This window comes from Betaproteobacteria bacterium (assembly GCA_016709965.1).
Lineage (GTDB): Bacteria > Pseudomonadota > Gammaproteobacteria > Burkholderiales > Rhodocyclaceae > Azonexus > Azonexus amarohabitans.
Genome location: JADJLT010000001.1, coordinates 1,650,748 through 1,664,656 on the forward strand (window position 1 = coordinate 1,650,748; position 13,909 = coordinate 1,664,656).

At 58.0% G+C, this 13,909-nt stretch carries 18 protein-coding genes; 7 read left to right on the top strand and 11 right to left on the bottom strand.

Features of this window, described 5'->3' with window-relative positions:
* Positions 1 to 71: 71 nt before the first annotated feature.
* Positions 72 to 572: a nicotinamide-nucleotide amidase gene (gene pncC, locus IPJ12_08125; protein ID MBK7647108.1), complete on the bottom strand. Its 501-nt coding sequence runs from the start codon at positions 570 to 572 to the stop codon at positions 72 to 74.
* A gap of 45 nt (positions 573 to 617) precedes the next feature.
* Between pncC and mobA the strand changes: the two genes are divergently transcribed.
* The 3 genes from mobA (at position 618) to IPJ12_08140 (ending at position 2,271) form a co-directional block, all read left to right on the top strand.
* Positions 618 to 1,229, top strand: a complete 612-nt coding sequence (mobA, locus tag IPJ12_08130) for a molybdenum cofactor guanylyltransferase MobA (protein ID MBK7647109.1) — start codon at positions 618 to 620, stop codon at positions 1,227 to 1,229.
* Positions 1,230 to 1,318: 89 nt separating this feature from the next.
* Entirely contained in the window at positions 1,319 to 1,501 is a 183-nt protein-coding gene (locus IPJ12_08135) for a hypothetical protein (GenBank protein ID MBK7647110.1), read from the top strand.
* A gap of 326 nt (positions 1,502 to 1,827) precedes the next feature.
* On the top strand, positions 1,828 to 2,271 hold the full coding sequence (locus tag IPJ12_08140) for a cytochrome c5 family protein (protein ID MBK7647111.1): 444 nt from the start codon (positions 1,828 to 1,830) through the stop codon (positions 2,269 to 2,271).
* 125 nt (positions 2,272 to 2,396) lie between these two features.
* Here IPJ12_08140 and IPJ12_08145 read toward each other — a convergent pair whose 3' ends face one another.
* The 6 genes from IPJ12_08145 to IPJ12_08170 all read right to left on the bottom strand — a co-directional run bounded on the left by IPJ12_08145 (position 2,397) and on the right by IPJ12_08170 (position 8,286).
* Positions 2,397 to 2,633, bottom strand: coding sequence for a hypothetical protein (locus IPJ12_08145; protein MBK7647112.1), 237 nt, complete (start codon positions 2,631 to 2,633; stop codon positions 2,397 to 2,399).
* Between the two features lie 223 nt (positions 2,634 to 2,856).
* A complete protein-coding gene (locus IPJ12_08150) occupies positions 2,857 to 4,848 on the bottom strand; it encodes a UvrD-helicase domain-containing protein (protein ID MBK7647113.1) in 1,992 nt (663 codons plus the stop codon).
* A gap of 149 nt (positions 4,849 to 4,997) precedes the next feature.
* Complete coding sequence (locus tag IPJ12_08155; GenBank protein MBK7647114.1) at positions 4,998 to 5,315, bottom strand: hypothetical protein; 318 nt, start codon at positions 5,313 to 5,315, stop codon at positions 4,998 to 5,000.
* A gap of 50 nt (positions 5,316 to 5,365) precedes the next feature.
* Positions 5,366 to 6,052 (bottom strand): DUF4197 domain-containing protein, encoded by a 687-nt coding sequence (locus IPJ12_08160; protein ID MBK7647115.1) that lies wholly within the window; start codon positions 6,050 to 6,052, stop codon positions 5,366 to 5,368.
* A 17-nt stretch (positions 6,053 to 6,069) separates the two neighbouring features.
* Positions 6,070 to 7,206, bottom strand: coding sequence for a PilT/PilU family type 4a pilus ATPase (locus IPJ12_08165; GenBank protein MBK7647116.1), 1,137 nt, complete (start codon positions 7,204 to 7,206; stop codon positions 6,070 to 6,072).
* 36 nt (positions 7,207 to 7,242) lie between these two features.
* Positions 7,243 to 8,286, bottom strand: coding sequence for a type IV pilus twitching motility protein PilT (locus IPJ12_08170; protein MBK7647117.1), 1,044 nt, complete (start codon positions 8,284 to 8,286; stop codon positions 7,243 to 7,245).
* A 56-nt stretch (positions 8,287 to 8,342) separates the two neighbouring features.
* Here IPJ12_08170 and IPJ12_08175 point away from each other — a divergent pair, with 56 nt between their 5' ends.
* The 4 genes from IPJ12_08175 to IPJ12_08190 are packed head-to-tail and all read left to right on the top strand — an operon-like array spanning position 8,343 to position 10,664.
* Complete coding sequence (locus IPJ12_08175; protein MBK7647118.1) at positions 8,343 to 9,032, top strand: YggS family pyridoxal phosphate-dependent enzyme; 690 nt, start codon at positions 8,343 to 8,345, stop codon at positions 9,030 to 9,032.
* On the top strand, positions 9,029 to 9,841 hold the full coding sequence (locus tag IPJ12_08180; protein ID MBK7647119.1) for a pyrroline-5-carboxylate reductase: 813 nt from the start codon (positions 9,029 to 9,031) through the stop codon (positions 9,839 to 9,841). The genes IPJ12_08175 and IPJ12_08180 overlap by 4 nt, the downstream gene beginning before the upstream one ends.
* Positions 9,841 to 10,374, top strand: a complete 534-nt coding sequence (locus IPJ12_08185) for a YggT family protein (GenBank protein ID MBK7647120.1) — start codon at positions 9,841 to 9,843, stop codon at positions 10,372 to 10,374. The genes IPJ12_08180 and IPJ12_08185 overlap by 1 nt, the downstream gene beginning before the upstream one ends.
* A complete protein-coding gene (locus tag IPJ12_08190; GenBank protein ID MBK7647121.1) occupies positions 10,371 to 10,664 on the top strand; it encodes a YggU family protein in 294 nt (97 codons plus the stop codon). Before IPJ12_08185 ends, IPJ12_08190 begins: the two co-directional genes overlap by 4 nt.
* Before the next feature lie 126 nt (positions 10,665 to 10,790).
* Here the strand turns inward: IPJ12_08190 and IPJ12_08195 are convergent, their stop codons facing one another.
* From IPJ12_08195 to ruvX, 4 genes are read right to left on the bottom strand one after another with little or no spacing between them, the layout of a single operon-like run.
* Positions 10,791 to 12,032: a dihydroorotase gene (locus tag IPJ12_08195; protein ID MBK7647122.1), complete on the bottom strand. Its 1,242-nt coding sequence runs from the start codon at positions 12,030 to 12,032 to the stop codon at positions 10,791 to 10,793.
* Between the two features lies 1 nt (position 12,033).
* Complete coding sequence (locus tag IPJ12_08200; protein ID MBK7647123.1) at positions 12,034 to 12,993, bottom strand: aspartate carbamoyltransferase catalytic subunit; 960 nt, start codon at positions 12,991 to 12,993, stop codon at positions 12,034 to 12,036.
* Complete coding sequence (gene pyrR / locus IPJ12_08205; GenBank protein ID MBK7647124.1) at positions 12,986 to 13,495, bottom strand: bifunctional pyr operon transcriptional regulator/uracil phosphoribosyltransferase PyrR; 510 nt, start codon at positions 13,493 to 13,495, stop codon at positions 12,986 to 12,988. The genes IPJ12_08200 and pyrR overlap by 8 nt, the downstream gene beginning before the upstream one ends.
* Positions 13,467 to 13,904 (bottom strand): Holliday junction resolvase RuvX, encoded by a 438-nt coding sequence (ruvX, locus tag IPJ12_08210; GenBank protein ID MBK7647125.1) that lies wholly within the window; start codon positions 13,902 to 13,904, stop codon positions 13,467 to 13,469. The genes pyrR and ruvX overlap by 29 nt, the downstream gene beginning before the upstream one ends.
* Positions 13,905 to 13,909: the final 5 nt, after the last annotated feature.

A 13,909-nucleotide genomic window follows, 5' to 3' on the forward strand; every position in this document is an offset into this window, starting at 1 on the left:
CACCCGCTCAGCTTGTAACTTTTTATTGAATTTGCTATTTGTACCACATATCAAACCCGGTCGGCGTCAACTCAGGCAAGCAAGGACACTGAACCCAGCCGATCAATCAATCCGTTCAATGCAAAACGAACCGCCTGTTCACGGATCGTCGCACGATCCCCACTGAAAAGGCTCAACGTTGCCTCACAGCCGCCATTTTTACTGGCCCAAGCAAAACAAACGGTGCCTATCGGCTTCTCGGGCGAACCACCACCCGGGCCGGCGATTCCTGTAATTGCGACCGTCCAGTCGGCACGACTATGCGCCAGCGCCCCTTGTGCCATGGCCCGCGCCACCGCTTCGGAAACGGCACCATGCCGATCCAGCGTACTTTCCGGTACCCCAAGCATGTCCATCTTGGCAGCATTGGAATACGTCACGAAGCCTCGATCGAACCAGGCAGAGCTACCGGCAATCGCGGTTACCGACTGCGCAAGCCAACCGCCGGTACAGGACTCCGCGGCAGCCAGCCATTCGCCGCGTTCAAGAAGCAGGTGGCCGAGACGTTCGGCAAGTTTTTCCAGTTCGGACATAATGGGCGATCCTAGCATGTCACGTAAAAACAATCCCTCTCTGCCATGACGCCGCTTCCCGTCTATCCCCGGCCAACAATTACCGGCGTCATCCTGGCCGGAGGACTGGGTACTCGCATGGGTGGAGCAGACAAAGGCCTGCAACTATCCAAGGGACAAACACTGGTCAGCCACATCGCCCAACGATTGGCGCCTCAAGTGGATCGATTGCTGATCAACGCAAACCGCAACACGAGCCAATATGCAGACTTGGGTTACCCGCTGATCAGCGACCTGATCACGGGCTTCGCAGGGCCGCTTGCCGGCCTGCAAGCAGCTCTCAGCGTCGCTGACACAGAATGGGTCGTTACCGTACCTTGCGATTCACCCAACCTTCCCCTTGACTTGGTAAGCCGCCTTCACGCCGCGTTGAGTGCTGCCAATGCCAAACTCGCCCTCGCAAAGGCCGGTGGCCGACTCCACCCGGTTTTCTGTCTGTGTCACAGGTCGCTGCTCCCGGAACTGGAGACCTATCTGAATGGCGGTGGACGCAAGGTCGCTCAGTGGTGCTTCGAAACAGGTGCGATGGAAGTCGACTTTTCGGACCAGCTTGACGCCTTCAGCAACCTCAACACCGTCGACGATTTGCTAAAAAGCAACGCTTTTTTAATAAGTTGACACCTGTGGAAAACCGATATTGCGTCGCAACATATGTAGGCTATACTCGTTGGGCAGGAACAATAAAGATTCATAAAACGAGAACAGCCATGACCGTCAAAATTCACTATCGCATTACTCAGGATCGCGCCGGGATCCCGCAGGATTTCGCAGGCGCCCGTCACTTCGTCGTACGCGAGGACGAAACCATTGAAGACACCGCCAAACATCAATTGGCGGCGGATTATCAAGTGCCGAAAAGCGCTGTGATCATCAGCCGAATCGAGAGTTGAGCCGCTTTTCCGGCAACCGGACTTAGTAACGTTTCACAGGGGAATCCCAATGGGATTTTCCTGTATTTTCGCGACCGCAAAAAATATTGCGCAGCGCAATATTTTCACTGATTTTTTCACAGCCACAATCTGTTACAGAAGGCTACGAAAGTACGACAGACTTAAGAGGAGCGGGAACCCATAATGCATCTGTGCATTGAACCCCTCCTCTCGAAATTCCCCCTTTCGAGAATTTCCACCCCGCCACTGGCGGGGTTTTTTTTGCTCAGCAGTTGCGCCAGATAGTTATAATCACGGTTTCTATACATTGCACTGGGGTCTTCGGTATGGCTGAGCAACACTCTTCCAAGGGCATCATGTGGGCGACCATCGGCATCGCTGTCGTCCTGATTGCCATCATTTATCCGCTTACCAACAAATCGTTCAACACCATCGCCAATTCCGGCACGGGTAGCGACGAGGCGGACATCCGTATCCAGCCGGTCGCCAAGTTTGAGCTGGCCAAGGCCGAAGCACCTGCCGCCAGCGGCCCCCGGAGTGGCGAAACCATTTTCAACACGGTTTGCGGCGCTTGCCACAACACTGGTGCGGCTGGCGCTCCCAAAGTCACCGACAAGGGTGCCTGGGCACCGCGCCTAGCGCAAGGCAAGGATGTGCTGATCAAGAGCGTCACCAACGGCAAGAATGCGATGCCACCAAAGGGTGGCGCGACGCTGTCTGATGTCGAAGTTAAAAATGCGGTCGAATACATTATGAGCAAGGCTAAATAAGGCACTTGGACTCAACGAAGGGAGGCTACGGCCTCCCTTTTTTGTTGACGTAAAAAAGGCGCCTCGTGGGCACCTTGGCCAGTTCAGCTTTTGGAGGGCGGCAACTGGCCACCTGCAGTGACACCTTATTTGGTGGCCGGCTCAACAGCCTTCGTCGCGTCCGGCGTAGCGACCGGTGCAACCTTTTTGACCATTTTCTTTTCCTTGTGTGCCTTTTTTACCGGCTTGGCAGAATGCTTGGCTTCTTCCTTCTTCATTTCAGGAGCAGCGACGGCCGGCTTGGCTTCCGGTGCCTTGACTGCTTCGACAGCCTTCGGTGCTTCAGCCTTGACGCTGGCAGCGACCGGGGCAGCGGCTTTCATGTCTGCAACTGCTGGCTTGACGTCAGCAGCGTGGGCAATACCAAAAGCGGCGGCAAGAGCGATGGCGATAAGTTGCTTGGTCATTTTATTTCTCCAGAGTTTGTTTATTCGGTTGTTGATCCGGCTTTGCGAAATCGCGCTGCCTTGTGCCGAATAACGCGGCTGGTTATCGCCCGGATGTCATAAGGAGAGTAACTCGTTGTAACGCAGCGTGACCGGCCGGTTAGCGCTTGTTTCCGGCGAGCATGGCCTTCATGGCATCGAGCCGGGCGCTGCCGGTAGCTTTGTCGGGGGGTACATCCTGCTTGCCACCCGAAAAGCGGACATCCTCCTTGCCCATTTCATCAATGAAACGCGACGGCTCGCAGGGTACGAATTCGCGCGCCTGCTTGCGGCGCTCGCAGTAGGAAATATTCAGCGTGTGCTGGGCGCGGGTGATGCCGACATACATCAGGCGACGCTCTTCCTCGATCTTGGTCTGATCGAGCGATTCACGGTGCGGCAGAATGCCCTCCTCGACGCCGACCAAAAACACATGTTTGTATTCGAGTCCCTTGGCGGCATGCAGCGTCGACAACTGCACGGCGTCGTAATCGTCGTCGTTTTGCTTGTCCAGCATATTGATCAGGGCGATGCTTTGGGTGAGATCAACCAGGGTCTTGCCGTCGAGCTCCCCTTTCTTGTTCAGCCAGTTGGCGAATTCGCAGACATTTGTCCACCGTGTCTGGGCAGTACGTTCCTCTTCGTGGTCATAGAGGTAAGTTTCGTAATCGATGGCTTTGAGCAGATCTGGCAAAACCAGATGCGCCTGCTCCTTGATGGCGCGGGACTGGATACGATTGATGAAATTGCAGAATTCGAGCAAAGGCTCAAGCTGGCGCGGCTGGACCCGGTGCGCGAATCCCTCCTCAAAGGCTGCCTGAAAGAGCGAAACGTGGCGCTCGCCCGCATAGATACCGAGGACCTGCAGCGTTGCTGCGCCGATGCCGCGCTTGGGTGTGGTGGCGGCCCGAATGAAGGCTGGATCATCGTCCTCGTTGGCCAGCAGTCGCAGATAGGCCGTGATGTCCTTGATTTCCGCCTTGTCGAAGAAGGATTTGCCACCAGAAAGCAGGTAGGGAATGCGGTGATCGCGCAGATATTCCTCGAAGATCCGCGCCTGATGATTGGAGCGGTAGAGAATGGCGTAGTCCTTGAACTTGCCGCGATGCTCGAACTTGTTCGCCTGCAGCTTCATGACCACGCCTTCGGCCTCAGCATCATTGTCGCGGCAGGCATTGACGTAAATCGGCTCGCCGTGGCCAAGGTCCGACCATAGTTTCTTGTCGAACAGCTTTTCGTTGTTGGCGATGACGTTGTTGGCCGCCTTGAGGATTCTGACGGTCGACCGATAATTTTGCTCAAGTTTGATCACCTTGAGCGACGGGAACTCGGTCGGCAGTTTTTTCAGGTTCTCGATATCAGCCCCACGCCAGCCGTAAATCGCCTGGTCATCGTCACCCACCGCGGTGAACTGGGCACGAACGCCGGTCAGCAGCTTGAGTAACTGGTACTGACAGGCATTGGTATCCTGATACTCGTCGACCAATAGGTAACGCAAGCGGTTTTGCCATTTGTCAGCGATCTCGGGATGCTCGCTGAACAGCTTCACCGGCAAGCCGATCAAATCATCAAAGTCGACCGCCTGATAGGCTTTTAGCGTCGCTTCGTAAGACAGGTAGGCATGTGCCGCCAGCTTTTGATGTTCATCTGTCGCCAGATGACGCGCCGCCTCGGGCGTGACCAAGGCGTTTTTCCAATTGGAAATGATCGACTGGACGATGCGCAGGGTGGCCTTGTCAACCGTACCGGCGGTTTCGCTGATGATACCAGCGCAATCAGCCGAGTCGAAAATCGAGAAACGCGGTTTATAGCCCAGCGCCTTGGCCTCTTCGCGCAAAATGCGAACGCCGAGCGAGTGAAAGGTTGAAATCTGCAGCTCATCAGCCAGTGACTTGGGGAGCAGCTTGCCGATGCGCTCCTGCATTTCCTTCGCGGCCTTGTTAGTGAAAGTAATGGCCGCGATGTTGCGCGGCTGGAAGCCGCAGCTTTGAACCAGGTAGGCGATCTTCTGCGTAATTACCCGTGTTTTGCCCGAACCCGCACCTGCCAGCACCAGCAAGGGGCCGTCGAGGTAATGGATCGCTTCGCGTTGCGGGGCATTGAGGCCGGACATGGTTCTTCTAAAAAGCAACGCCCCGCCAAGGCGGGGCGCGTTGAAAGGGTTACTTGATTTTAACCCAGCACTTCAATTCTTGAAATTTGGGGCATTTTTTCCGGTTGACCGTAAGAATGGCCGTTGCCGCCATGCTCGTGGAAATCGGCTCAGACACTATCGTCGACACCTTTAATGATCTGCGGAAGTGAAGCGGGTTTGATCAGACGGTCAACCGCCGCCCCCAAGGCTGCCACTTGCAACGCCAAACCGCGAGCATCCTGCAAGATTTGTTCACCACCTTTGAAGGCGCTGATAGCGCCCGGTTCGATTTCAGCCATTTCCTGCTGTACGCTGCGCTGGCGGTCACCCTCGACACCCTCAAGCGCCTCAACGCGCCGGATACGCTCGCCAGCCACATAACGCGCCCGCGCCAACGATTCCTGCGATAGGCGCTGGGTCGTACTGGCGAGGCGATCAAGTTTCATATCAAGGACTCCTGTCCTCGATAACGACACCTTGACCGCCCGGCTTTAGCTCACAGTGCGCCGAAAACGTTTTTCAACAGGGCGCTGCCAGCCTCCATGGGATTAGCGCGAAGCTTCTTTTCTTCTTCGGCAATCATCAGGAACAAGCCATCCAAGGCCTTCTGAGTCACGTAGCTATCAACATCGGCATTCTTCTTGTCGACCAGTCCGGCGCTGGCAGCCTTGCCGGCGAACTTGTTGTACTGGTCGGCCAGCTTCAGCTTGTTGGTTTCTTTCTTGACGATGGGCATGAATTTGGCGGTGAGCTGATCGGTCGAGGTGCGCTTGAAATACTGCGTCACGCTATCTTCACCGCCGGTGAGGATTTCCTTGGCGTCCTTGATGCTCATTTTCTTGATTGACTCAGTCAGAATCGGCTTGGCTTCGGCCACGGCATTCTCGGCTGCGTGATTCATGGTTTCAACCAGTTGATCAGCCTGCTTGCCCATGCCGAACATGCGCAATGCTGACTCTGCCTTGTCCAGATAGCCCGGCAGCTTGATCTTCACCTTGTCGTTCCCGAGAAAGCCACCGCTCTTGCCCAGCGATGAAACCGCGTAGTCAGCCCCCTTGGCCAGTGCTTCCTTGACGCCGGCACCGGCATCGCCACTGGAGATGCCATCAAGCGCACCTGCCTGGGCCAGTGCTGCGGTCAACGTAAAAAACAGGGCAAAAGCGGGTTTTAACAGACGACGCATGAATTTCTCCTTGGGAATCAAACAATATCCAGGTGGCCAATGCCGGTGGTCAAATCCCGATCTTTGGATTCCTTGCCATGCAACTTGATCTGCAGACGCAGGTCGTTCAGTGAATCGGCGTTGCGCAGTGCATCTTCATAAGTAATTTTGCCGGCCTCGTAGAGGTCGAACAGCGCCTGGTCGAAGGTCTGCATGCCGAGCTCACGGGATTTCTTCATGATCTCCTTGATTTCATGCACTTCGCCCTTGAAGATCAGGTCTGAAATCAGCGGCGAGTTGAGCATGACCTCGATAGCCGCCATGCGTCCCTTGCCGTCCTTCTTGGCGATCAGACGCTGCGAAACCATGGCGCGCAAATTGAGCGAAAGATCCATCAACAGTTGCTGACGACGCTCCTCCGGGAAGAAGTTGATGATGCGGTCAATCGCCTGATTGGCGCTATTGGCGTGCAGCGTGGCCAGACACAAATGGCCGGTTTCGGCGAAGGCAATGGCGTAGTCCATCGTGTTGCGGTCGCGAATTTCGCCCATCAGGATGACATCCGGCGCCTGGCGCAGCGTGTTTTTCAGCGCCGGCCCCCAGTCGTCGGTATCAACGCCAACTTCGCGCTGCGTGACGATGCAATTCTTGTGTTCGTGCACGTACTCGATCGGGTCTTCGATGGTAATGATGTGACCATAAGAGTTTTCGTTGCGGTAATCGACCAGCGCCGCCAGCGAGGTGGTCTTGCCGGTACCTGTACCGCCGACGAAGATGATCAGCCCGCGTTTGGTCATCGCCAGATCCTTGAGGACCGGCGGCAGCAGCAGTTCGTCCAGCGTCGGGATGCTCATGTTGATCGTGCGGCAGACGACGCCGACCCGGCCCTGCTGAACCAGTGCATTGACCCGGAAGCGGCCGATGCCCGCCGGTGAAATGGCGAAGTTACATTCTTTGGTCGCTTCGAACTCCGACGCTTGGCGGTCGTTCATTATTGAACGCGCCAACTCAGCCGTGTGTTGCGGCGACAGAACCTGATTGGATACCGGCGTGATCTTGCCATCAAGCTTGATGGCCGGCGGAAAGCCCGCCGTAATGAACAGGTCCGAGCCTTTCTTTTGCGACATCAGGCGCAAAAGATCGTGCATGAACTTCATTGCCTGATCGCGTTCCATACTTTCCCCTTGTTTATTCTGTTGGATACCGCCCGATCAAGCCGGGAAGGTATCCTTGTTGGCCGCCCGGAAACGTGCTTCGGCATTCGAGACCACATTGCGACGAACCAGATCAACCAAGTTCTGATCAAGCGTCTGCATACCGAAATTCTGACCTGTCTGGATGGCCGAATACATCTGGGCAATCTTGTTTTCCCGGATCAGATTGCGGATAGCCGGCGTACCGATCATGATTTCGTGTGCTGCAACCCGGCCACTACCATCCTTGGTCTTCATCAGCGTCTGTGAAATAACCGCACGAAGCGACTCTGACAACATGGCGCGAACCATTTCCTTTTCCGCCGCCGGGAAAACGTCAACGATACGGTCCACTGTTTTCGCCGCTGACGAGGTGTGCAGCGTACCAAACACCAGGTGACCAGTTTCGGCCGCCGTCAGTGCCAGGCGGATGGTTTCCAGATCGCGCATTTCGCCGACCAGAATCACGTCCGGATCTTCGCGCAGGGCTGAACGCAGGGCATTGGCGAACGACAGCGTATGCGGCCCGACTTCGCGCTGATTGATCAGGCACTTCTTCGATTCATGAACGAATTCGATCGGGTCTTCGACGGTCAGGATGTGGCCGTAATCGTTTTCATTGACGTGGTTCACCATCGCTGCCAGCGTCGTCGATTTGCCGGAACCAGTCGGCCCGGTACACAGCACGATACCGCGCGGATATTCGGAAATTTCCTTGAAAATCTTCGGGCAGTTGAGCTCTTCGAGCGTCAGCACTTTGGACGGAATAGTCCGAAAAACTGCACCGGCACCGCGATGCTGATTGAAGGCATTGACGCGAAAGCGCGCCAGATTGGGAATTTCGAATGAAAAGTCGCATTCCAGCGTTTCTTCATAAATCTTGCGCTGGCCATCATTCATGATGTCGTACACCATGCCATGGACATCTTTATGTTCCATGGCCGGCAAATTGATGCGGCGGACGTCGCCATGTACTCGAATCATGGGCGGGAGACCAGCCGACAGGTGAAGGTCTGATGCCTTGTTCTTGACGCTGAAAGCCAGCAGTTCAGTGATGTCCATGCGGATCGTCCTCGGAGCGCGTGTATACTTCGATTGTTGTTAATTCCCAATGGATTATGAGCGCAATCGCCGACAACCTGCAAGCTGTCCAGGCCCGTATCCGCGAAGCAACCAAGCTCGCCGGCCGTGCGCCGGAAAGCGTCTGCCTGCTGGCTGTCAGTAAAACCTGGCCACTTTCCAGCGTGATGGCGGCAGTCGATGCCGGCCAGCAGGCTTTTGGTGAAAATTATGTCCAGGAAGGTGTCGACAAAGTAGCCGCAACGGCCGGCCACCATCTGGAGTGGCACTTTATCGGCCCGCTGCAAAGCAACAAGTCACGTCCTGTTGCCGAGCATTTCGACTGGGTACATACGATAGACCGCCTGAAGATCGCCGAGCGCCTGTCGGCGCAGCGCCCGGATCAGTTGCCACCGCTGCAGGTCTGCGTCCAGGTTAATGTTTCCGGCGAAGCCAGCAAGAGTGGCTGCGCGCCCGACGAAACGCTCGCGCTGTGCCGTGCAGTCGCCGCGCTCCCGCGACTGCAACTCCGCGGCTTGATGGCGATTCCTGAGCCCACCGATGACATGGTGGCCCAGCGCTTGCCCTTCCGCCTCCTGCGGGAGATTTTTGACACAATCCGGGCGGAGGGTTTGCTGCTCGACACGCTATCCATGGGCATGTCCCACGATCTTGAAGCCGCCGTGGCCGAAGGCGCGACCATCGTCCGCATCGGCACGGCCATTTTTGGTGAAAGAAATTACGCATGAAAATAGTGTTCCTTGGCGGCGGCAACATGGCCAACGCCCTGATCGGCGGCATGGTGAAACAGGGTTTTGCCGCCAGCGATATCGAGGTCATCGAGCTTGGCGCCGATGCACGTGACAAGCTGGTTGCCAGCTATGGCGTCAATTGCCACGCCGGTGCCGAGGCAGCACCGTCCTCCCCGGACATCCTCGTGCTGGCGGTCAAGCCGCAGCAGATGAAGGAAGCGGTTGCCCCGCTCGTCGGCAAACTGGGCAGGGCAGTCGTCATCAGCATCGCCGCCGGTCTCGACATGACGGCGCTTTCTCGCTGGCTGGGCGGCCATCGCCAGATCGTGCGCTGCATGCCGAATACGCCCGCATTGATTGGCGCCGGCATCACAGGGCTTTGCGCCTTGCCGGAAGTCAGTGCCGAACAGCGCGCCGCCGCCGACCGCGTGTTGCGCGCCGTCGGCACCACGGTATGGATCGAGGATGAAGCGAAGATCGATGGTGTCACCGCCATCTCCGGCAGCGGCCCGGCCTACGTTTTTCTGTTCATCGAAGCACTGCAACAGGCTGCCGCCGATCTTGGCTTTACACCGGAACAGGGTCGCCAACTAGCTATCGAAACGGTGCAGGGTGCTGCGGCGCTGGCCGCTCAATCCACCGAACCAGCCTCGATCCTGCGTGAACGCGTTACCTCCAAGGGCGGCACCACCGCCGCCGCCTTGCAAGTGATGGCTGAAAAGGGCGTCAAGGAAGGCATCGTCGCCGGCTGCATGGCAGCCGCCGCCCGCGGGCAGGAACTCGGCAAGATTCTCGGGGCCGACTGATGCAAGCCCTCATTTTCCTGATCGATGCGGTTGTCAGCTTCTTCTCCGCGCTGTTCCTGCTGCGTTTCATGATGCAGGCGATGCGCGTTTCCTTTGCCGGACAGATCGGAGACTTTGTCGTCAAGCTCACCAACTGGGCCGTCAAGCCGCTGCGCCGCATCATTCCCGGCGCCGGCGGTTTCGATTGGGCCAGCCTGATCGCAGCACTGGCCACGCAATTGCTGTTCAACGGCATCATCGTCGGTGCAGCGACGCGTTTTGGCGAAGTTGAAAGCGCCGGACTTGTACCGATGATTCTCTGGCTCGCCGTCCGCGGCCCGCTCCGGCTCTCGGTGCACATCATGATCGGTGCGCTGATCCTGCAAGCCGTGCTGTCGTGGATCAACCCCTACTCGCCGCTCGCCAAACCGGCCCAGCAACTGACCAGCCCGATTCTCGACCCGATCCGCCGCATCCTTCCAACCATTTCCGGCATCGACTTGTCGCCACTGGTCGCCATCCTGCTGTTGCAAGCGGTGCTGATGTTTCTGTGAACGAATGGTTTCGGCTGGCCACTGACGGCCGCATCACGCTGACCCTGCACATCCAGCCCGGCGCCAAGAAAACCGAGTTTGCCGGGCTGCATGGCGATGCGCTGAAGATCCGATTGGCCGCCCCGCCCGTCGACGGCAAGGCCAACGAAGCCTTGATCAAATTCGTGGCCGAAGCGCTTGGTTTGCCGAAGTCTGCCGTCAATCTGAAAAGTGGCCAAACGTCGCGGCGCAAGGTGCTGGAAGTCAGCGGCACGACCAGTGAAACCGTCGCCAGCTTCGCCCAAGCCTGAGAAAAATTTCGATTTCGGCGATTTTTTCCGGTTGACCGCAAGAACCGCCAAAATCGCCGCTTTGCCTGAAAATTGGCGCCGCCAAGTACTGGTATTCAGCAACTGGCGGCTAGAAGCACTCAGCGACTAATAAACCACCCGCCCGCCCACCAGCGTCGTCTTCACCTGGCCGGTCATCATGTAACCCATCCAGGGTGAATTCTTGCCGCGGCTTTTCAGGGTTTCCGGCGTCAGTTGCCAGGTCGCTTCCGGGTCGAAAATGCAGATGTCAGCCGCTGCCCCAATCGCCAACTGGCCGCTCGGCAAACCAAGCACGGTGGCTGGCGCCGAAGTAATGCGCGCCAGTGCATCCGACAGACTGACACCCGCCGCCTCTGCCCATTTCAGGGTCAACGGCAACAGCACTTCAAGGCCGGTCGCACCCGGTTTGGCTTCGCCAAACGGCAGCAACTTGTCGTCAGCCCCCACCGGCGTGTGGTCAGAACAGATAGCGGCGAATCCTCCAACCGCGGCATCCGACAAGGCCAGACGATCAGCTTGCGTGCGCAGCGGCGGGCAGAAGCGGGCGTGCGGGTTGAAGAATCCGATGTCGTTTTCAGTCAGCAGCAGGTGATGAACACCGATATCGAACGTCACCGGCAAGCCTTCTGCCATGGCCTGCTTGACCAGCGCAACACCGGCACCCGACGACAACCGGGTCAGGTGCACGCGGCAACCGGTGTCGCGCACGAGCTGAACGATGGTGGCGATAGCTATGGTTTCGGCGGCTACCGGAATCCCGGCCAGGCCCAGACGGCTCGATACTTCGCCTTCGTGGGCAATGCCATTGCGCGACAGCCAGTAATCCTGCGGATGCAGGAAAATCTGGAAATCAAAGGTCGCAGCGTACTCCAGCGCGCGCAGCAGGGCCTCGGTATCAACCACCGGCACCTTGGCCTGCGAAAAGGCAACGCAACCGGCCTTCTTCAAGCCGGCCAGTTCGGAGAGGCGTTCGCCATTCAGGCCCAGCGTCAGGGCACCCAGCGGCAGCACGCGGGCCTTGCGGATTTCCTTGCCGCGATGGACCAGGCGATCAGCCAGTTCCGGCTCGTCAAGCGGTGGGTCGGCATCCGGCGGCACGACGACGGAGGTGACGCCTCCGGCCACCGCCGCAGCGAGTTCGGCCTCGATGGAATTCAGGCGAGCACCGAGATCGACCAATCCGGGGCAAACCACACAACCGGTCGCATCAATGGTTTGCTCAGCGACAAAGCCGGTCGGCGCATCGCCCAGCGCAGCAATCTTGCCGTCGGCAATGTACAGCGACGCGTTGCGGTCAACGCCGTTTTTCGGGTCAATGACGCGACCATTTTCAATAACGATATTCATCTCAATTCCCCGCAACAATGCTCATGACGGCCATGCGCACTGCAATGCCGAAGGTGACTTGCGGCAGGATCACGGCCTGCGAGCCGTCGGCGACCGCCGAGTGGATTTCGACGCCACGGTTCATCGGCCCCGGGTGCATCACGATGGCGTCCGGCTTGGCCAGTGCCAGCTTTTGCGGCGTCAGGCCGTAGTGGCGGAAATATTCGCCGGCCGATGGCAGCAGGGCACCGGTCATCCGTTCGTTTTGCAGACGCAGCATGATCACTACGTCGCAATCCTTCAGGCCTTCATTCATGTCGTGATAAACATGCACGCCGAGCTTGTCGAGATGCTTGGGCAGCAGCGTTTCCGGACCGATGGCACGGACTTCCGGCACCCCCAGTGTGGTCAGCGCGTGAATGTCCGAGCGGGCAACGCGCGAGTGCAGGATGTCGCCGACAATGGCGACACGCAATTGCGAGAAGTCCTTCTTGTAATGGCGAATCGTGTACATGTCGAGCAGGCCCTGGGTCGGGTGCGCGTGGCGCCCGTCACCGGCATTGACGACGTGAATGTCGTCGCGACCGACCCGCTGCAGGTGCTCGGCAATCAGGTACGGCGCACCGCTGGACGCATGGCGCACGACGAACAGGTTGGCATGCATGGCGCACAGGTTATCGATGGTGTCGAGCAGGGTTTCGCCCTTGCTGGCCGACGACTTGTTGATGTCGAGATTGATGACGTCGGCGGACAGACGCTTGGCGGCGATCTCGAAGGTAGTGCGGGTCCGCGTCGAGTTCTCGAAAAACAGGTTGAAGACGCTCTTGCCACGCAGCAGCGGTACCTTTTTCACTTCACGCGCCGAGATTTCCATGAAGGACGCGGCGGTATCGAGAATCTGGGTCAGGATGCTTTGCGGCAATCCTTCGATAGACAGCAGGTGGGCCAGTTCGCCGTTTTTGTTCAACTGCGGGTTATACATTTTCCAGTCTCCAGGCGAGTTGACCGTTGTCGTCCCGATCCAGAACCAGGCTATGCGCATCCTTCAGGCTCACATCCCAGACGCCGTAAGTTGGCGCTACCGGCAATTCGCGTCCACCGCGATCAGCCAGCACGGCCAGTTCGACCGCCGCAGGGCGCCCATAGTCGAACAACTCATTGATGGCTGCGCGGGTAGTGCGGCCGGTATAAAGCACGTCGTCGACCAGGATCAGGTGACGGCCTTCAACATCAAACGGGATCACCGTCGGCCGGCACTGCGGATGCAGGCCCTTTTCGGCGAAATCGTCGCGGTAGAAGGACACATCAATCAGGCCGATCTCTTCGCTCAGGCCCAGCAATTCGCGCAAACGTTCGGCGATCCACGCGCCCCCGCTGTAAATCCCGATCAGCGCCGGGTTCTTGGAAAGTTGCGGACGAATCAGGTCGGCCAGTTGGCGACACTGCGCCTCGGCATCAGGCAGCGGATTGATCAGGGTGGACATGAGGACTTTCGAACCAGGTTTGGAGAATAAGTTGGGCGGCGACCGCGTCGAGCAGCGGTTTGGCAGATCTGCTGTTGCGGCCGGTTTCGCGCAGGCGGGATTCAGCATCGACAGATGTCATGCGTTCGTCGGCAAAACCGACAGGCAGGTTGTAACGGCGCTTTAGGCGCTCGGCGAACTTGGTGGCCAGCCGGGTCATTTCGTGCGGCGTACCGTCGGCGTGGGTGGGCAGGCCAACAACCAGCTGCTCCGGCTGCCATTCGGCGACCAGCTTGGCGATGGCGGCGAAACGGTCGTCGTTGGACTCGGCGTGGATGGTGGTCAGCGGGTGGGCGGTACCAAGCAGGGTTTCACCGGTGGCAACACCGATACGCTTCTCACCGAAATCAAAAGCCAGAACAGTGCCCATCAGCG